Here is a 19,286-nt window from a genome sequence, read left to right as displayed (position 1 = left end):
CCGATGTCAGCAGCCGAAGGTCCGCTCGTCGTCGGCGTGGACACGTCGACCCAGTCCACGAAGGCGCTGGTCGTCGACGCGTCGACCGGGCAGGTGGTGGCAAGCGGTCAGGCACCGCACACCGTGTCCTCGGGCGCGGGCCGCGAGAGTGATCCACGTCAGTGGTGGGACGCGCTGTGCGAGGCGCTCGGCCAGTGCGGTGACGCAGCGCACGAGGCGGCCGCGGTGTCGATCGGCGGCCAGCAGCACGGCCTCGTGACGCTGGACGCGCGGGGCGAGCCGGTGCGTCCCGCGCTGCTGTGGAACGATGTCCGATCGGCACCGCAGGCCTGCCGGCTGGTGGAGGAACTGGGCGGGCCGAAGGCCTGGGCGGAGCGCACCGGCAGCGTGCCCGGTGCGTCGTTCACCGTGACGAAGTGGGCGTGGCTCGCCGAGCACGAGCCGGAGGCGGTCCGCGCGACGAAGGCGGTACGGCTCCCCCACGACTACCTCACCGAGCGGCTGACCGGGTACGGTACGACCGACCGCGGCGACGCCTCGGGCACCGGCTGGTGGGCGGCCGGCACGGAAGGCTACGACGAGGAGACCCTCGCGCACGTCGGGCTGGACCCCGCTCTGCTGCCCCGGGTGGTGCGCCCCGGCGAGGTGGCCGGCACCGTGCGGGACAGCCATGACCTGCCGTTCTCCAAGGGCACGCTGGTCGCCGCGGGCACCGGCGACAACGCGGCGGCGGCCCTGGGGCTGGGCCTGCGGCCCGGCACCCCGGTGCTCAGCCTCGGCACGTCCGGCACGGTCTACGCCGTCTCCCGGCGCCGACCGGCCGATCCGACCGGCACGGTCGCGGGCTTCGCCGACGCGCACGGGGACTGGCTGCCGCTGGCGTGCACCCTCAACTGCACGCTCGCCGTGGATCGCGTCGCGGCACTGCTGGGCCTGGACCGGGAGGCCGTCGAGCCCGGCGGCTCCGCGACCTTGCTGCCGTACCTGGACGGCGAGCGCACCCCGAACCTGCCGCACGCCTCCGGGCTGCTGCACGGCCTGCGCCACGACACGACCGGGGGCCAGGTGCTCCAGGCCGCCTACGACGGCGCCGTGCACGCGCTGCTCGGCGCCCTCGACCTGGTCCTGGACGAGGACGCGGACCGCAGCACCCCGCTGCTGCTGATCGGCGGCGGGGCCCGCGGGACGGCCTGGCAGCAGACGGTACGGCGGCTGTCGGGACGATCGGTCCAAGTCCCCGAGGCGCGGGAACTGGTCGCCCTCGGTGCCGCCGCGCAGGCCGCGGGGCTGCTGACCGGCGAGGACCCGGCCGCGGTCGCGCGCCGCTGGAACACGGCCGCGGGTCCGGTGCTGGAGGCGGTGGAGCGGGACGAGGCGACGCTGGAACGGATCACCGGGGTACTCTCCGACGCGGCCCCGCTGCTCGAGCGGGGGACGCAGAGCGGGCCGCTCGGAGGAAGCCGGGCGGCGGACAGCGAGGATTGACGCAGGCATGACCGCACCGCAGCACGAGGCCCGGACCCCGGGCGCCGGCCGCGCCCTGCCGGACACCCAGCAGGGCATGCGCCGGCGCAATCTCGCGCGCGTGATGCACGCCGTCAGCGCCGAGGGCTCGCTGTCGCGGGCCGCGGTCGCCTCGCGCATCGGGCTGACGCGGGCGGCCGTGTCGACGCTGGTGGACGAGCTGATCCGGTGGGGGCTCCTGGAGGAACTGGGCCCGCAGCGGCCGGGCCGGGTGGGCAGACCCGGATCGGCCCTCGCGGTGAGCAGCCGCGGTCCGGCGGGGATCGGGGCCGAGATAGGCGTCGACCATCTCGCGGTGTGCGCGGTCGACCTGCGCGGCACCGTCCGCGCCCGGACCGTGCGGCGCGGGGCGAACCGGGGGCGGGCGCCCGGGGAGGTGGCGGCGGAGCTGACGGCGCTGGTGCGCCGGGTCGTCGCGGAGGCGGAGCGGGGGGAGCTGTGGCCCGCCGGGCTCGCGGTCGCCGTCCCCGGGCTCGTGGCACGCGACGGCCGGAGGGTCGTGCGCGCCCCGAACCTCGACTGGCACGACACGGACGTCGGCGCCCTGCTGTCCGGCGAGTGGCCGCTGACGGTGGACAACGAGGCCAACTACGGCGCTCTCGCGGAGCTGTGGCTGGGTGAGGGCACCCCGCGTGACTTCCTGCACGTGTCGGCCGAGATCGGCATCGGTGCCGCGGTCGTCGTGGACGGCGGGCTGCTGCGCGGCACGCGGGGCTTCGCGGGCGAGCTGGGCCACGTGCCCGTACGGCCGGACGGCCCGCCGTGTCCGTGCGGCGGCCGCGGTTGCCTGGAGCAGTACGCGGGGGAGGAGGCCGTGCTGCGCGCGGCCGGGCTGGAGCCGGGTGAGGACAGGGTGGGACTGCTCGCCGACCGTGCCGGAAAAGGCGACGAGAGGGTGCGCTCGGCCCTGCGGGACGCCGGTGCGGCGCTGGGCATCGCGCTGACGGGAGCGGTGAACCTGCTCGACCCCGAGACGGTGGTGCTGGGCGGCGCCCTGGCCGGCCTCTCCCCCTGGCTGCTGCCGTCCCTGGAAGCGGAGTTGACGGGCCGCACGGCAGGACCGTCCTGCCCGGTGGCCGTCTCCCGGCTGGGTCCGCAGGGCCCCCTGCTGGGTGCGGCACACTCCGTCGTCCGGTCTGTCCTGGACGATCCGGCGGGGGTGGCGGAGCGCTCCTGACGGTCCGGCCCCTCCCTGAGCCGGAGTTCGTCCGATGCCGGAGTTTGCCGGAGTTCACCCGATCGGGTGGCGGAGTTTTCCACAGGCGGCCCTCCCTCCACGGATCCCCGGCGCGCCCTTCTGCCCAACCCGCCCGCGCCGTACCGTGATTCACGTGAGACACCGCCGACGGCCCGTCATGGATCGTCGGCAGCCATGCGGGTTGACGGCACTTCACTCACGTTCGGGTGTCACTGGGCTGACAGTCATCGGGGGGACACGCATGCACACGGAGGCGACCGGGGCGCTGCGGCACGACGCGATCGGCCTGCGCGAGGTGCTGTTCCAGAGCATCACGGCGATGGCGCCGGCCGCCGCGGTGGCCGCGTCGATTCCGTCCGGCGCCGCCTTCGCGGGCGGCAGCCTGCCGCTGGCGGTGCTGATCGCTCTGGTGGCCTGTCTTTTCACCGCGTCGTGCGTGGCCGAGCTGGCCCGGGCACTGCCGACGGCGGGCTCGGTGGCCACGTATGCGGCCCGGGGGCTGCACCCGGCCGTCGGCTTCATCGTCGGCTGGGGCTACGTCTTCGTGGAGATGCTGATTCCGCCCCTGCTGCTGTTGCAGCTGGGCTTCACGGCGGCCGGCACGCTGCACGAGGAATGGTCTTCGTATCCGGCCGGCCTGTGGTGGCCCTGGTCCCTGGCCGGTGCCCTCGTGATCGCCGTCGCCGGATACCTCGGCGTGCGCGCCTCGGCCCGCTTCGGGACCGTTCTCGGCATCTTCGAGATCCTCGTCTTCCTGGTGTTCGCGGTCCTGCTCATCAGCAAGGCGGGCGGCGCCAACACGCTGTCGGTGTTCGGTACTTCGCACACCGCGCAGGGGTACGCCGGGTTCAGCGGCGTGTTCGCCGGATCCGTCTACACGGTGCTGGCGTTCGCCGGGTTCGAGGCGGCGGCACCGCTCGCCGAGGAGACGCGTGATCCCCGGCGGACGATGCACCGCGCGGTGCTCGGAGCGGCTCTGGGGATCGGCCTGTTCTATGTCATCACGACCTACGCGATGACGGTCTACTACGGGCCGGACCACTTCGCGAAGTTCGGCGCCTCGGGCGCGGCCTCCTGGGACGGCGTCGCCCGGGCCTCCTTCGGCCTCTTCTGGGTGCTGGTGTTCCTGGCGGTGATCAACTCCACGATCGCCAACGCCAACGCGTGTGCCAACGTCTCCACCCGCACGGCCTTCGCCCTGGCCCGTATCCGGGTCCTGCCCGGACTGCTCGCCACGCTCCACCCCCGGCACCGCTCCCCCGTGGTCGGTATCGCGGTGCAGACCGTCGTTGCGGTCGGGGCGGTGCTGGGCCTCGGTTTCGCCTACGGTCCGGCGACCGCGTTCCTGCTGCTCGCGACGGTGATCGTCACCGTCGTCGTCGGCGTGTACATCGTCGTGAACCTCGCCTGCGCGGGCTACTTCCTGCGGGCCGGCCGGCCCGTCCTCGAACCGGTGCGGCATGTGCTGTTCCCCGTGCTCGGCATCGCGGCGTTCGTCCCGGCCCTGCTGACGGCGGCGGGCCTGCCGGTGTTCGACTTCGTGACCGAACTGACGGCCCCCGTGTCCTACGCGGGCCCCGTCGTCGGGATCTGGATGGCGTCGGGCGTGGTTGTGCTGCTCCTGCTGATACGGCGGCACCCCGAGCGGATAGCCGAGACCGCGCGGGTGCATCTCGACCAGGACGACCCGGCCGGCCACCGGCGGGACGGCACCGTCCCCGGCTGACAGCCGCCTGCCCAGCACCACCACGGCGCCGGTCCGTCTCCCGAAGGCCCCCGCTCCCGCAAGGGCTCCGCTCCCCGACCGCCCGCCAGAAGGGACCACTGTCACGATGACCGACCCCCGGATCCTCACCGTTCGCCCGGAACCGGGCCAGTACGCCTGGACGTTCGGCGGGGCGTCGCACGTCGCGCGGATCACGCCCGGCACGGTGCTCGACCTCTTCACGGAGGACTGCTTCGCCGGCCGGGTCCGCTCGGAGAAGGATCTCGTCTCCGAGGTCTGCGAGTTCCCGTACCTCAACCCGCAGACCGGCCCGTTCCACATCGAGGGTGCCGAGCCCGGCGACACCGTGGCGGTGCACTTCGTCTCGATCGAGCCGGCCCGTGACTGGGCGGCGTCGACGACGGTCCCGCTGTTCGGCGCGCTCACCTCCACGCACACCACGGCCACGCTGCAGCCGCCGCTGGAGGAGCGGGTCTGGATCTGGCAGCTGGACCGAGCGCGGCGCACCGCCCTGTTCCAGGCACGGGACAGTGACATCGAGGTCGAGCTGCCCATGGACCCGATGCACGGCACGGTGGGCGTCGCCCCCGCCAACCTCGAGGTGCGTTCCGCCCTCGTTCCGGACGCGCACGGCGGGAACATGGACACGCCCGAGATGCGGGCGGGCGTCACCTGCTACCTCGGGGTCAACGTGGAGGGCGCGCTGCTCAGCCTCGGGGACGGGCACGCGCGGCAGGGCGAGGGCGAGACCTGCGGGGTCGCCGTGGAGTGCGCGATGAACACGGTGGTGATCGTGGACCTCCTCAAGGGCGTCGCCACCCCGTGGCCCCGGCTGGAGTCGGACACCCACATCATCTCGACCGGCTCGGCCCGCCCGCTGGAGGACGCGTTCCGGATATCGCAGCTCGACCTGGTGCGGTGGCTGGCCCGCGACTACGGCTTCAGTGAGCCGGACGCGTACCAATTCGCAACCCAGGCGGTCGAATCACCGTTGGCCAACGTGTGCGACACGAACTACACGTGCGTGGCCAAGCTCCGTAAGGAATGGCTGCCGGCCCGAGAGACGTACCGCGGTGTCCACGCGCGGCTGCGCGAGACCGCGCGGGCACTGCGCCGCTGACGCCCGCGCCACCCTTGCCCCCCATCCCCCACCCTCCGCGATTCCCGAAAGGCGCCCGCCGATGGACATCGACCCGCCCGGCCCGGCACGGCCGGAAGACCCAGCCCGACCGGAGACACCAGCGCGCTCGGCCCGCCCGCACCTCAGCAGGCGACGGCTGCTGAAGGGCGCGGCGCTCGCCGCCGTCCCCTACGCCCTGCTCCCGGACCCGCGGGCCGGTGCGCAGCCCGAGACCGTCGACCGTCTGCCCGCCGAGTGGCGGCCCGCGAGCAGTTCCAACTTCACGGCGTCCGACCGGCCGGGCAGCTACGCGATCGACCGGGTGATCATCCACGTCACTCAGGAGACGTACGACAAGACGCTGGAGATCTTCGCCAACCCGGAGAAGCAGGTGTCCGCGCACTACCTGGTCCGTTCGGCCGACGGGCACATCGCGCAGTGCGTGCACGAAGCCGACATCGCCTGGCACGCGGGCAACTGGGACTACAACACGCGCAGCATCGGCATCGAACACGAAGGGTGGGTGGATCAGTCCTCCTACTTCACCAACGCCCTGTACGAGCACTCTGCCGCCCTCACCGCGGCGATCTGTGACACGTACGGCATCCCCAAGGACCGGGAGCACATCATCGGCCATTACCAGGTGCCGGGCACCGATCACACCGATCCGGGGCCTCACTGGGACTGGGTCCGCTACATCCGACTGGTCAACTTCGCCTAGCCGGCACGCCGAGCCCGGCCGGCCGAGGGGCGGAGCCGACGGCCGGAGCCGGCGTCGCCGCCGGAATCGGGTGACCTCCGGTCGTACGGGTTGCCCACACGAACACTGTGAGTGACGATGTTCCGAGCCGTGTCAGCGTCGTTTCACCGTCCGGGGAGGCCGAGTTGACCGATCCTTGGGTGGCCCTGGAGCCGGGAGCCGACCTCGCCGAGCGGGTCCGTGCGCTGCGCCGGGCGCACGAGACGTTCACCACCGTGGGTACGGTGCCGCGCCCGGTGCGGTCGGTGGTGGCGGAGTCGTGGCGGCGCAGTGCCCGAGCCGGTGTCGGGCCGGACGGCGGCGCCAGTGTGGAGCTGACCGACGACGACCTCGGCACCTACCGTGCGGAGCACCCGCTCGCCAGAGTGATGCCGCTGTTCCGGGAGTTGCTGGGCACCTTCGCCGCCGACGGCGAGCATCTGCTGGCGGTGTGCGACGCGCACGGCAGGCTGCTGTGGGTCGAGGGGCACCGGGCGACCCGGCGCCGGGCGGACGGGATGAACTTCGTGCCGGGCGCGCGCTGGTCGGAGGCGGCGGTCGGCACCAACGCGCCGGGCACCGCGGTCGCCGTGGACCGGCCGGTGCAGGTGTTCGCCGCGGAGCACTTCATACGCCGGGTGCAGCCGTGGACCTGCGCCGCCGCGCCGGTCCACGATCCGCGGACCGGCCGGGTGCTGGGCGCCGTGGACATCACCGGTGGTGACGGGCTGGCGCATCCACACAGCCTGGGATTCGTGCACGCGGTGGCGCGGGCGGCGGAGGCACAGCTCGCGCTGCTCGCGCCGCCACGGAGCACCACGGACACGCCGATGCTCAGCGCGCTCGGCCGGGACGAGGCGGAACTGGCCCTGGACGGCCGCCGGATCCGGCTCAGCCGACGGCACAGCGAGATAGTCGTCCTGCTCTCCCGGCATCCGGAGGGCCTGAGCGGGGACGAGCTGCTGTGCGCGCTGTACGCGGACGAGTCGGTGACCCCGGTGACGCTGCGGGCCGAACTGGCGCGGTTGCGCAGGCTGTTGGGGCCGGGATTGCTCGCCTCACGGCCCTACCGGCTATCGGCCGCGGTCGAGTCGGACGTGACCGTGGTGGAGCGGCGTCTGGAGGCGGGGGCTCTGACGGTGGCGACGGAAGCGTACTCGGGCCCGCTGCTGCCCGGTTCGCAGGCGCCCGCGATCGTTCGGCTACGGGAACGGCTCGCCGACGGGCTGCGCACGGCGCTGATCGCGCACCGCGACCCGGACCTGCTGGCGGACTGGGCGCACGCGCCGTGGGGCGAGGACGACGTGGCGGTGTGGCGAGCGCTCGCCGCGGTGCGGCCCACGGCCCCGGTGCGGTCCCGGCTCGCCGCGCTGGAGGCCGAACTGACGGCTCCGGCCGGCCTGCTGCCCCCACCGGCCCGCGGTGCAACGTACTCGCAACGTCGGCCCGCCTAGCCTCGCGCCCGACAGCTGCCCAACGGCGGGCAGCGCTGCACCGGGAGGCAGACCAGCATGACTCGTTACGCGGCGCCGGGCACCGAGGGCGCGATCGTCTCCTACCAAGCGCGCTACGACCACTTCATCGGCGGGGAGTACGTGCCGCCGGTGCGCGGGCAGTACTTCGAGAATCCGTCGCCGGTCAACGGGCAGCCGTTCACGGAGATCGCGCGCGGTACGGCGGACGACGTGGAGCGGGCGCTGGACGCGGCGCACGAGGCCGCGCCCGGCTGGGGCCGTACGTCGGCGGCGGAGCGCAGCGACATCCTGCTGAAGATCGCCGACCGGATGGCCGCCCGTCTGGAGCCATTGGCGGTGGCCGAGAGCTGGGAGAACGGCAAGCCGGTCCGGGAAACGCTGGCGGCCGACATCCCGCTGGCGATCGACCACTTCCGGTACTTCGCCGGTGCGATCCGGGCGCAGGAGGGCTCGCTCAGCGAGATCGACGACGACACGGTGGCGTACCACTTCCACGAGCCGCTCGGGGTGGTCGCGCAGATCATCCCGTGGAACTTCCCGATCCTGATGGCCGCCTGGAAGCTGGCGCCGGCGCTCGCCGCGGGCAACGCGGTCGTCCTGAAGCCGGCGGAGCAGACACCGGCGTCCATCCACTACTGGGTGAGCCTGATCGCGGACCTGCTGCCGCCGGGCGTGCTGAACATCGTCAACGGCTTCGGCGTCGAGGCGGGCAAGCCGCTGGCGTCCAGCCCGCGGGTGGCGAAGGTCGCGTTCACCGGGGAGACCACGACCGGGCGGCTGATCATGCAGTACGCCTCGGAGAACATCAAGCCGGTCACGCTCGAACTGGGCGGCAAGTCGCCGAACATCTTCTTCGACGACGTGTGGGCGCACGACGACGACTTCCGCGACAAGGCGCTCGAAGGCTTCACCATGTTCGCGCTCAACCAGGGCGAGGTGTGCACCTGTCCGTCGCGGGCGCTCATCCAGCGCGGTCACTACGCGGACTTCCTCGACGCGGCGGTCGCCCGCACGCGGCAGATCAAGCCGGGGCATCCGCTCGACACCGACACGATGATCGGTGCCCAGGCCTCCAACGACCAGCTGGAGAAGATCCTCTCCTACCTGGACATCGGCCGGCAGGAGGGCGCCAGGGTACTCACGGGTGGGGAGCGCGTCGAGCACGACGGCGAGCTGAAGGGCGGTTACTACGTCCAGCCGACCATCTTCGAGGGCGACAACCGGATGCGGATCTTCCAGGAGGAGATCTTCGGCCCGGTCGTCTCGGTGGCCTCGTTCGACGACTTCGACGACGCCATCAAGATGGCGAACGACACCCTCTACGGGCTCGGCGCGGGGGTGTGGACGCGGGACGCCAACACCGCCTACCGGGCGGGCCGCGCGATCCAGGCGGGCCGCGTGTGGACCAACTGCTACCACGCCTACCCGGCGCACGCGGCGTTCGGCGGCTACAAGCAGTCCGGGATCGGCCGCGAGACGCACAAGATGATGCTGGAGCACTACCAGCAGACGAAGAACATTCTTTGTTCCTACAGCCCTCAGAAGCTTGGCTTCTTCTAGAGCCTGAAGTCGGTTGCCTGGAGGCATCGTTGCACTCCAGGCAACCCGAAATAACGGGCTACACACTGTGCTGAGCTGGCTGTTCGCGCTACTTTCTGACACCCAAGGGAGTCTCGCCCGGACCAGTCGTGGACCAAACGGCGCCGAGGGACATCACCCCACGAGCCGCCCGCTCATGAGCGCCGCGAGTCCAGGACTTCCTGGGACCGGCTCGAGACAACGGCCGAGCCGCCCCCGCGCGACCTCGTCGTCGAGTTCATGGGGCTCCACATCGGGTTCCGGCATGGCTGACGGGGGCGGCGACCGATTCGGGGACACCGCCAACTGTCCGCCCGGCGAGAGAAGCTGCCCGGAAGATTTCAAGTCCAGCGAGACGGTCGCCAGCCCCCGCTGCCATACCGCTGCTCCCCACCCCGTGCGCCTCCCGCCCTACGCTGCCGGTGATCCTACTGACGGGGAAGGAGCCCTGAAGAACCGAGTCGCCATCAGGCCAGGAAGGCCCACACCGTCAGGCCGATCACGGTACAGCGAGCCTGAGGCGACTCAGCTGGGCGAACACCCTTCCAAGCTCCCAAGCCGTTCACCGTGGCCCTCTCCGCCAGCCCTCACGCGACGCGTGACCACCCGTCTATCACCTGCGGAAACAGCTCCGGTCACGCCGAGCGAAGCTCTGCCGGCGCATGGCGCAAAGCAGCGGAAACGCTGACCGACGGCGAGACGTGAACTGTGGCGCCTGTGTACGGGGTTGGGGCTGGCGGGCAGAGTATGGGCACGGCGAGGACGAGGGGGAACGTCATGGGCAGCGAGCCGCTCGGGGGCTCCCGCATCCTGTCGGAACAGAACGGAGAGGCGGCACTGCACCGGCTGCGGGCCATGACGGTGTCCCACCGCAGGGCCCAGCGCCTGGCCAATGCGCGCATGGGGGTATCGGTTCTCCTGGCCGTGTCCGGCCTCGTCACCGTCTTCGTGCCGCATGTCAGCGATTCCGTCACGGTGGTGGGCGGGGTGTGGGCGGTGGCGCACTCGGTCGGGCTCACACAGTGGGAGAGCAGCGAGGCCCGTCGCGCAGCGTTGTTGCAGGAGTCGTTCGACGTTCGGCTGTTCCACCTGGAGTGGAACAGCGCCATGGTGGGCTCCCCGCCCGCGTCACACCTGATCAGCAGTCTCAGCCGGCGTTACTCGGGTGAGGAGGCGGAGCTACGTGACTACTACGAGATCCCCGAACTTCCGCACCCTTATGACGTGGTCGCCTGCCAACTGCAAAATCTCGGGTGGGGGGCGCGGGTCCGCCGCCGTTACGCGCGGACGGTGCTGGCAGCAGTCCTGCTCTGGCTGGGTGGCGGTCTCGTCGTCGGCCTGACGATGCGTATGGAGGTGCTCGACCTGGTGCTGCTGTGGTACGTGCCGTCGCTCGGCGCGGCGATGATGGGTCTGGAAGTGTGCCGCACCCAGTGGCAGGTCGCCGCAGAACGGGAGCGGGTGATGGAGCTACTGGAGGCCAGGGTCGCCGCGGGCGGTGACACCGGCGCACTGATGGGTCTCGCCCGGCAGGTGCAGGACGTGATCTTCCATTCGCGGCAGCGGTACACGCGCGTGCCGGACTGGTTCTTCCGCCGCTTCAAGAGCACGGACCGGGCCGATTTCCAGGCCGCCATGGACGACGTGGAACGTCTCGTCGCCCGCCGGACGCCCCAGCCTGGCTGACCGGCCGGCGTCCGGCTGGAGTGGATCGCGCGCGAACGGGACACGGATCAGGGGAAAGCACGGTGGAGAACGCGGACAGCCTCGCCTCTCTGTTCGATAACGACGAGCTGGCGTCCAAAGCGCTGGTCGCCTGGGCCCACAAGGTGCATCGGGGCCTGGTTCGGCCCCACGTGCCCCGGTGGCGACCGTTGGGCCAGGGTGCCAGCGGTGCCGGGCTGACGGCCGTGGTGGCCAGCCGGGGACCGGGGGTCATGGTGGTCAAGGTGTCCCCCCACGGCCAGGGAGGCGAGGGGCATCCCCACGCGGAGGCCCGCAAGACGGCTCAGAACCATGTGCCGACGTTGCACGGTTCATGGCCGGTGGAGGACGGGCGCGTACTGACGTTCCAGTCCCCCGCGACCGGCAGCCTGGACGACTTGTGCGCCATGGCGTCCCTGGGGAACGACCTGCCTGCCGGTTGCGCGTACCTCACGAGGTGGCTGCTGACGGAATGGAACAACGGCCCGGGGGGCGGCACGTCCGACCACCTGCCTGTCGGTGAGTTGCTGCGCCAGGAACTCGGAGCGCTTGTCTCCCGCGGTGGCTCGGCACTCGCCTACGGATCACGGATCGGGGGCCTGGAGGCGGACACGCCGTGGATCAAAATCAACGGCCTGGACCTGCCGAACCCTCTGGCGCTGGCCCAGGCGGACGCCGGGCACCCGAAGCTGGACGTCATGCGGGGACGGGCGCACGGCGACCTGCACCTGCACAACGTCCTGGTGCCCGTCCGGGAAGGCAGGGCCCGGTTCGAGAAGTTCCAACTCATCGACCTGGCGACGTTCTCGCAGAACGCCCCGTTGTCGCGGGACGTAGCCACGCTGCTCCTATCCGCCGTGGAACCGACCGTCCGGGAACAGCCGACGGAGGAAGGCGATGCCCTGCTGCACTATCTGGTGCGACCCCACGAAGATTCCCTGCGCCAGATCAAGCCGGCGACGAAAGACATCGTGCAGACAGTGCGGGACACTTGCGAGGAGATCTTCGCGGGCGGCCTGTACGACCTGTGGCACCGCCAGTTCCTGCTCTCCCTGATCGTGACCGGTCTGCGGGGCAGCACCTACGAGAACATGGGCGACGGCGGCCGGTGGTGGAATTTCAGGCTGGCGGCGCGCGCCGGAGGTGAGCTGCTGCAGCGGTTGGGCACCCCGATTCCGCCGGGCGTGACGATCACGGGACCGGAACCGGCCGGGCGGTACGTGCCGTGCGGTACAGCGGTTCCGCCGGAGCGGTGGACCGGCGCCGCCGCAGCGGCGGACCGCGCGGTGCGGGCCGCGTCCGTGTCCCGGGGAGCGACCACGGATCGGTCGGAGGAGCTCCGCGAACTGGAAGCGTACAGCCACACCGCCGTCGCTGCGGCGGGCCACCAGGGTGCGTCCGGTATGCAGGCGCAGCCCCTGGACCTCACGGCGCTCGCTGTCCCTCGGGATCTGGAGAGAGACCTGCTCAAGCTGCTCGGCATGGGGCAGCCGATCTGCGTGGTCGGGGATCCGGGGAGCGGGAAGACGACGCTGCTGTGGCGGCTGCACCAGGAGCTCTCGGCTGACCCGTTGGGCCCCCGGCCGTACTTCCTGCGGGCCGGCGACCTCCGGAACACGGCGTCCGGTGCCGGACTCGCCCTGGAGACGCTGCGCGCCGCCTGTCGTTCCCTGACGGATCCCGCGGTCTTCCTCTTCGACACCGCGGACCTGCTGGTGTCGGACGCGACGGGCTTCCATGTGCTACAGGAACTGCTCACGATCGCCGCGGACAACTCCGTACGGGTCCTCATGACGTGCAGGAAGGAGGAGTGGAACGTCCTGCAGTCGCAGGTGGAGGACTTCGGCGTCCAGCAGCGCGTGCTGGGCCCCTACAGCCCGCGGGAGCAGGAAGCGGCCATCCGGTCGCACGCGCGGTACTTCTACGAGGGAGAGGCCGAGGTCTCCGTGGACAAGGTGTGCCGGGACATCGCCAACGCGGCGGTGAAGGGGCTGCCGATGCGTAAGGTCTGCGAGGCTCCCCTGACACTGCGCATGCTGTTCGAGACGTTCGCCCCCCAACCGCCCCAAGTGCAGGACATCGACACCGCGATCCTGTACGACCGGTACTGGAGCCACCGTGTCAGCCAGGACCAGCGAGCAGGAGATGCCCCCGCGACCGGCACGGGGCCGCTGCCCGATCTCACCGGGGCCGGTGAGGAACTGGCCCAGTTAATGCTGGGGGAAGGCAGGCTCGACATCTCGGGCGCGGAGGTGCTCGCCGATCGCTCACCCTCCGGCCGCCCTGGACTGGAGCGCGGCCTCCAAGGGCTCGTGGCGCGGGGCGTGGTCGAACGCCAGGGTGCCGGCACCACGGAGCGCTACACCTACTTCCACCAGACACTGTTCGAGTACGCGGCGGGCCGCCGGCTCTCCCGGACTGCCGCGTCCGACGTCCCGTCACTGCTGGGTGAGCTGCTGGGCTGGCTGAAAGAGCATCCCGGGGACCAGTTCCGGCTCGCGGTCGCCGAGCAGGCGCTCGTCCAGGCCGGCAGGGGCGGCAACCAGGCCGCCGAGGCGTGCACAGCACTGCTGACCGGCACGCTCGCCGACACCTGGGACGCCGGCACGGCGGACACACACTCGCTGCGCGCGATGCAGCTGCGGGTTTACGCCAGACTGCCACAGCCCGATGCCGCCCTGCGTTGTCATTTCACGTCGCTGATCGCCACGCTGGATCCCGACCTGGCGCGGGTCTACCTAGGGGCACTGCCGACAACCCTGCACAAGGACGGTGACCGAATCGTCGATGAGTTGCTGGCCTTGTGGCGCAGCGACTCCGAGGAGTTGAGGCAGCCGGTGCTCATCGCTCTGAAGTGGTTCGCGGAGACGCTGCCCAAGAGCGTGATCACCGTCTTCGACCGGAGCTGCCCGTCCAACGGGTCCCGAGGGGGCGCCTGCAAAGGCCCGCGCTGTGATCCCAGGAACTGCGTGTGGGCTTGGTTGCTGACTCTGCATAACTCCGAGATGCACAAGTTCCTCGGGGTTCTCGAGGCGCTCGCGCTGGAGAACGCCGGCTGGGTGTGGCATCGGCTGCGCATGGTGGTGACGGATCCGCGGCGCGACCTACTGACGGTGGCCCGCTGCCTGCGGCTGGTGGCCCGGCCGCTCGAATGGCCGGAATGGGAAAGGCCGTTCTCCGCGGTCCGGCATATCGTGCGCCACCGATGGGGCCACGGCGCCAGGTTCAACAACAGCGATGTACAGGTCCAGGCGGCACTGGGACAATTGATCGCCGGCAACTGGCTGTCCAGCGGCCGACAGCCGCCGCTGGACTCCGTCCTGAGGGCCGCTGCCCGGCATCCCAAGGAATTCACGTCGTACGTGCAAGTACACGCCGTGGCGCGGATGGCGCGGCAGGCGTCCCCCGAGGAGGTCGGCCACCTACTCGACGTGCTGGAGGAGGTCGCCGCGCCGACGTCGCTGACTCTGCTGTCGACCTGCCTGCTGCTGCCGTTGCTGACCGCCACCCGCGCCTCGGACACGCTCGGCGGCGACACCCTGCCGAGCCGTGCCCGCGGACCGGAGCCAGCCGCCACCAAAGCCGTGCGCAGCTGGCTGGCGCTGAGACTGCGGACCCAGAACCGGGCCGCTCCCGCCGACGCCACCCACCAGTTGGCGGCAGAGACCTGGAAACGCAGCCTGGACGTGGCCACCACGGCCCGGTTGGTCGGCGAAGCGTGGCCGGAGGGCGCCGCGGGCCAGCAGCCTGATAGCGGAGGCAGATGCGGTGCGGAAGCGGAGTTGCACCGGATCTGGCTGACCGATCCAGACGTGGCCGTTCTGCTGGTCGCCGCCGCCGCGGCGGGACAGGCTCAGGCTCGGACGGCCCTGCGGCTGTGGCGCACCGAACGGGCGGGCAAGGGCCACGTCACGGGGCCTGGCAGGGGCACCGGTGTGACCCAGACGGACAAGAAGATCTCCGGCTCGCTGCAGGTGCTGGTAGCGGAGCATCCCGAGCTGCTGGACGAGTTGTTCGCCGGAGGGGCCGTGGATCCCCGGCTCGATCCGGCGTGGCTGAACGCGGTGCTGCCTCAAGCCGGGACGGACATCGACCGCCGGCTGGCGGCCGCCCTACGTCGGCATCGCACCGCACTCGAGGAGGTGTGCGATCTCGCCGTTACGCATGAATACGGCGCGGACAACGCCAGGACCGCCTTGCACGTGCGCGGCAGGCTCATCGCCCTGGGCGTCCTCGGCCCCCCTGCCCTGACCCGGCTCCGGGAGATGCTGGGCAGGCGCGGTCATCCGCGCCATGTCGGCGCCGCGCTGCAGCTGGTGGAGACCGTGGTCGAGCACAGTCCGAACGGCTCTCTAAACACTCCGGAGTGGCAGCAACTGGAGGAAGAGGACCTGCATCACTTCGCGGCCGCCGACTACGTCGAGGGGCGTACCGGCCAGGGCGAGCGTGAGCTGGTGCAGGCCGCGGCCCGCCGGTGTATGACGGGCCTGCTGTGCCGCCACTACCCGCTCACCACGCAGGCGGAGGTCAGCCGGGCACGCAACGGGGCGTTGCGCCACCTGGCGACGGCCACGCAGGTCGGTGACGTGACGGTGCTCGGACGACTCCTCGAACGCCTGGCCGACGCCGCGCCGCAGGAGGCGGTGACGGTGGTCAACGCGGCTGCCAGGAAACTGCGCACGCTGTCCACGGGCAAGGTGACGACGCTGGCGCAGCGCTGGCAGAGACCCCTCTCGCGCCTTGCCGAACGGGCCAGCCCGGAGCAGTGGAGGGAACTCGTCGAAGGTGTGTGGGACGGCCCGGTGGAACTCCTGCGCGTGCTGATCCGCAGTGGCATCCGCCACCGCACCGACGACACAGCGCGGTACCTTCTCACGATCGCCGACAGCAGCCCATGGTCCGGCGTGGTGAGGGAGACGGTCCGGATCGGCACCCTCCTGCGCAGCGAGGGCAGTCCGCAGCGCTGGCTGCCAGCCCTGGAAACTCCGTCGAACGCGCAGAAGTGATGGCCATCGACCGGGGGCCCGGGCCCAAGGCCCATCACCAAGGCCCGGACCATTCCCGGACCAGCCGCCAACCGAAGCTCACCCTGACGCCCATATCCGCAGGTCAAAGGGACCGCAGTCGTGTACCACCAGCAGACGAAGAACATTCTTTGTTCCTACAGCCCTCAGAAGCTTGGCTTCTTCTAGAGCCTGAAGTCGGTTGCCTGGAGGCATCGTTGCACTCCAGGCAACCCGACATGAAAGGTACCCGGTGTAATCAATTGGGTTCTTAAAGCTACAGTCTGGCATCCAAGGGAGTTCCCGCCGGACCAGCCGCGGACCAAAGAGCTCCGAAGGACACAACCTACGAGCCGCCCGCTCACGAGCGCAGCGATCCGTTGATACCCGTAAGCAGCGCTGAACCGTCGGCAGCACTGGGAGAGCTTTTCGACCTGATGGCCGCCCTGAACGAGTCCGTATCGCGAGTGAAGGCTCCTCGCGGCGGGAGCGCCCTGCTCGAGGTGGGCGGCCCGGTCACGTGGCCGGGATGGCTGTGCGGACCGGCGGCATCCTGCACGGCGACGAACACGGAGTCCTCCAGATCCCCGCCGAGGCACTGCCCCGGATCACGGAGAAGGCCGAACTGATCCAAGAGGAAGAGCGGAACGTCGTGGGGTGGTCGGGGTCCGCCGACTTCAGCATCCGGAAGCTGCTCGAGTTGCGCCGCGTCCGGCACTGAGAACCCTCTTGGTGGAAGGGAGCCGCGCCTCAGCCCACTACGACGCTCACCCAGCGGCGGCGCGTGGCAGGGTGATCAGGACGAGTGCACCGCCGCCTGGGGCCTCGTCGAGCGTGATGTGGCCGCCGTGCGCGGTCGCGATCTCCTTGGCGATGGCAAGGCCGAGACCGCTCGATCCGCTGGTGCGTTCGCGGCTGGCGTCCAGCCGGACGAAGCGGTCGAAGACGCGCTCGCGTTCCTCGGGCGGGACGCCGGGACCGTCGTCGGCGATCTCGATCCGCACCTGATCGAGCGGCGCGTCCAGGACCGACACCTGGACCGTGTGCCGGGCGTGACGGATGGCGTTGTCGAGGACGTTGCGCACCATACGGCTCAGGTGCTCGGCGTCGCCGACGACCATCACGCCGGTCCTCACGTGGTCGATGCCGACGGGCACCTGCGGGGCGGCACTGGTCGCGCGTACCTCCTCGACCAGCTTGCCGAGATCGACCCGACGCCGTCGCGTCACGAGCTGGCGGTCGTCGCTCCTGGCAAGGACGAGAAGCTCGTGCACCAGCGTCTCCAGGCGTTCGGACTGACGTACCGCGCGCCGGGCGATCTCCGGCCAGGGCGCGGTCTCCGGGTGGGCGAGTCCGACCTCCAGTGCGGTGCGGATCGCCGCCAGCGGGCTGCGCAGCTCGTGCGAGGCGTCGGCGGTAAAGCGCCGCTGCCGCGCCGCGGAGTGGTCGAGCCGGGTGAGCATGTCGTTCATCGTGCGCGCGAGGTCACCGATCTCGTCGTGGGTGTCCGGCTGCGGAACACGCCGCGACAGATCCGCGGCCGTGATCTCGGTGACCGAGCGGCGGATGCGCTCAACCGGGCGCAGGGCCCGGCCCACGACCAGCCATACGGTGCCGCAGGCCAGCAGCAGGATGCAGGGCACGCCCACCAGCAGCAGCCGGGCGAAGGTCTCGTTGACCTGGCTGAGCAGGTCGGTGGTGGTGAGGGTGATGATCGTCACCGGTCTGCCGCCGACGGTGGCCCGGCTGCCGTGAACGCGTACCTCGCCGTTCACCACCGTGTCTGCGCCTTTCTGCCGCACGGGGGTCTGGGAACCGGGGGGCAGGGTGTAGACGGCGCGCTGCCCCTGCAGGACCGGGGTGGCGGCAAGGACGGTGCCGTCCGTGGTGAGCACCTGGGCCTGGGCGTTGGGGTCCAGGGCGGATGAGGGCAGCGGGTGCGGCCAGCTGCCACCGCGCGCGGACTGCTCGACCTGTGCTGCGTAGGTGCGCAGTTGGTCGTCGGCGGTCCGGTGGGCGGATCCGACCTGGAGGAGGTACAGGATGACCAGGCCGAGGGTCACCGCCGCCGTGAGCGCGAGCCCGGCGACGACGGTGACCCTGGCACGCACGGTGCGCATGCCGACCCGGTGGCCGAGGCGTCGGCTGCTCACGGCCTGTCCTCCCGGATCAGGTAGCCCTCGCCTCGGATCGTCTCGATCACCGCCGCACCGCCCGGAGTCTCTATCTTCCGTCGCAGCCGGTGCACATGGACCTCGACCACGGACGGGCCGCCGTCGAAGTTCACGTCCCAACAGTGGTCCAGCAGCTCGGACTTGGACACCACGCGTCCCTTGCACCGCATCAGGTGCTCCAGGACGGACAGCTCCCTGGTGGTGAGCTCCAGTTCCTGGCCGTCGCGGGTCACTGTGCGGCTGGCCGGGTCCAGCATCAGGCCGGCTGCGGTGAGCACCGCCGGCCGGGCGTTGAGCCCCCGCCGGGTCAAGGAGCGCAGGTGCGCGAGCAGCACCGTGTAGGAGAACGGTTTGGCCAGGTAGTCGTCGGCCCCGCTGTCCAGCCCCTCGGCGTGGTCGAGGTCCTCGTCCATTGCGGTCAGCATCAGGATCGGCATCCACAGGCCCTGCTCGCGCAGGGTGCGGCAGACTCGATAGCCGTTCATCCCCGGCAGCATCACGTCCAGGATGATCACGTCGGGAGAGGTCTCGCGGGCCTTCCACAGCCCGTCCACGCCGTTGTCCGCCACGTCCACGACGTAACCCTCGGCCTTGAGTCCCCAGGCGAGTGAATCGGCCATGTCCCTGTCGTCCTCAACCATCAGCACGCGCATCTATCCAGCATCCCCGACCGGCACGGGCTCTCGCTCCCGCTCGTCCAGCGATTGCATTGGGCCGGGTTTGATCCGCAGCAGCCGGGCCGTGCGCGGGGGCATCCAACAGTTCAGCTCGCCGAAGAGCGAGACCAGCGCGGGCAGCAGGAGCATCCGCACCACGACGGCGTCGAGCAGCACCCCGGCCGCCAGACCGGCGACGATCTCACGGACGGTGACCTCGTAGTCCATCGAGACCCGTGTGCAGGGCTGCAGCCGGCTCGAGACGCTCGGCGCGACCTGGACGCCCACCACGGTGACGGCCGGCCAGGCCGCGAACACGGTCAACCGGTGTCGGACCGCCCACCTGCTCAGCGCTTCCATGGTTTCCTCGCAAGAGTCGGTAGCAGCTC

The 19,286-nt window shown here is 71.0% G+C and carries 13 protein-coding genes; 10 read left to right on the top strand and 3 right to left on the bottom strand.

Translation table 11 applies throughout. The features are described from left to right. The first annotated feature begins 3 nt into the window (after positions 1-3). The 10 genes from xylB (at position 4) to ACZ60X_RS10910 (ending at position 16,788) form a co-directional block, all read left to right on the top strand. Entirely contained in the window at positions 4-1,485 is a 1,482-nt protein-coding gene (gene xylB / locus ACZ60X_RS10955) for a xylulokinase (RefSeq protein WP_469596176.1), read from the top strand. Between the two features lie 7 nt (positions 1,486-1,492). Continuing rightward, entirely contained in the window at positions 1,493-2,701 is a 1,209-nt protein-coding gene (locus ACZ60X_RS10950) for an ROK family protein (RefSeq protein WP_469596174.1), read from the top strand. Between the two features lie 262 nt (positions 2,702-2,963). Next, positions 2,964-4,448 (top strand): APC family permease, encoded by a 1,485-nt coding sequence (locus ACZ60X_RS10945; protein WP_469596171.1) that lies wholly within the window; start codon positions 2,964-2,966, stop codon positions 4,446-4,448. Between the two features lie 106 nt (positions 4,449-4,554). After that, entirely contained in the window at positions 4,555-5,568 is a 1,014-nt protein-coding gene (locus tag ACZ60X_RS10940) for an acetamidase/formamidase family protein (protein ID WP_469596167.1), read from the top strand. 61 nt (positions 5,569-5,629) lie between these two features. Then, positions 5,630-6,289, top strand: a complete 660-nt coding sequence (locus ACZ60X_RS10935; RefSeq protein WP_469596164.1) for an N-acetylmuramoyl-L-alanine amidase — start codon at positions 5,630-5,632, stop codon at positions 6,287-6,289. A 164-nt stretch (positions 6,290-6,453) separates the two neighbouring features. Then, positions 6,454-7,761 (top strand): GAF domain-containing protein, encoded by a 1,308-nt coding sequence (locus ACZ60X_RS10930; RefSeq protein WP_469596162.1) that lies wholly within the window; start codon positions 6,454-6,456, stop codon positions 7,759-7,761. A 57-nt stretch (positions 7,762-7,818) separates the two neighbouring features. After that, the gene (gene adh, locus ACZ60X_RS10925) at positions 7,819-9,342 is read left to right on the top strand and encodes an aldehyde dehydrogenase (RefSeq protein ID WP_469596159.1); all 1,524 of its coding nucleotides are present in this window, start codon (positions 7,819-7,821) and stop codon (positions 9,340-9,342) included. A 795-nt stretch (positions 9,343-10,137) separates the two neighbouring features. Next, a complete protein-coding gene (locus tag ACZ60X_RS10920) occupies positions 10,138-11,046 on the top strand; it encodes an S-4TM family putative pore-forming effector (protein ID WP_469596156.1) in 909 nt (302 codons plus the stop codon). 251 nt (positions 11,047-11,297) lie between these two features. Further along, positions 11,298-16,070, top strand: a complete 4,773-nt coding sequence (locus tag ACZ60X_RS10915; protein WP_469596154.1) for an NACHT domain-containing protein — start codon at positions 11,298-11,300, stop codon at positions 16,068-16,070. A 526-nt stretch (positions 16,071-16,596) separates the two neighbouring features. Continuing rightward, entirely contained in the window at positions 16,597-16,788 is a 192-nt protein-coding gene (locus ACZ60X_RS10910; protein WP_469596152.1) for a hypothetical protein, read from the top strand. Positions 16,789-16,834: 46 nt separating this feature from the next. Here the strand turns inward: ACZ60X_RS10910 and ACZ60X_RS10905 are convergent, their stop codons facing one another. The 3 genes from ACZ60X_RS10905 to ACZ60X_RS10895 are packed head-to-tail and all read right to left on the bottom strand — an operon-like array spanning position 16,835 to position 19,257. Next, positions 16,835-18,220, bottom strand: a complete 1,386-nt coding sequence (locus ACZ60X_RS10905; protein ID WP_469596149.1) for a sensor histidine kinase — start codon at positions 18,218-18,220, stop codon at positions 16,835-16,837. Beyond that, entirely contained in the window at positions 18,217-18,894 is a 678-nt protein-coding gene (locus tag ACZ60X_RS10900) for a response regulator transcription factor (RefSeq protein ID WP_469596146.1), read from the bottom strand. The genes ACZ60X_RS10905 and ACZ60X_RS10900 overlap by 4 nt, the downstream gene beginning before the upstream one ends. Then, positions 18,895-19,257 carry a hypothetical protein gene (locus ACZ60X_RS10895; RefSeq protein WP_469596143.1) on the bottom strand — a complete coding sequence of 121 codons (363 nt, stop codon included), beginning with the start codon at positions 19,255-19,257 and terminating at the stop codon, positions 18,895-18,897. Between the last annotated feature and the right edge of the window lie 29 nt (positions 19,258-19,286).

The organism is Streptomyces sp. NPDC104106 (assembly GCF_055584345.1).
Note: the sequence above shows the minus strand (reverse complement) of the source record. Positions and strands in the feature narration are given on the sequence as shown.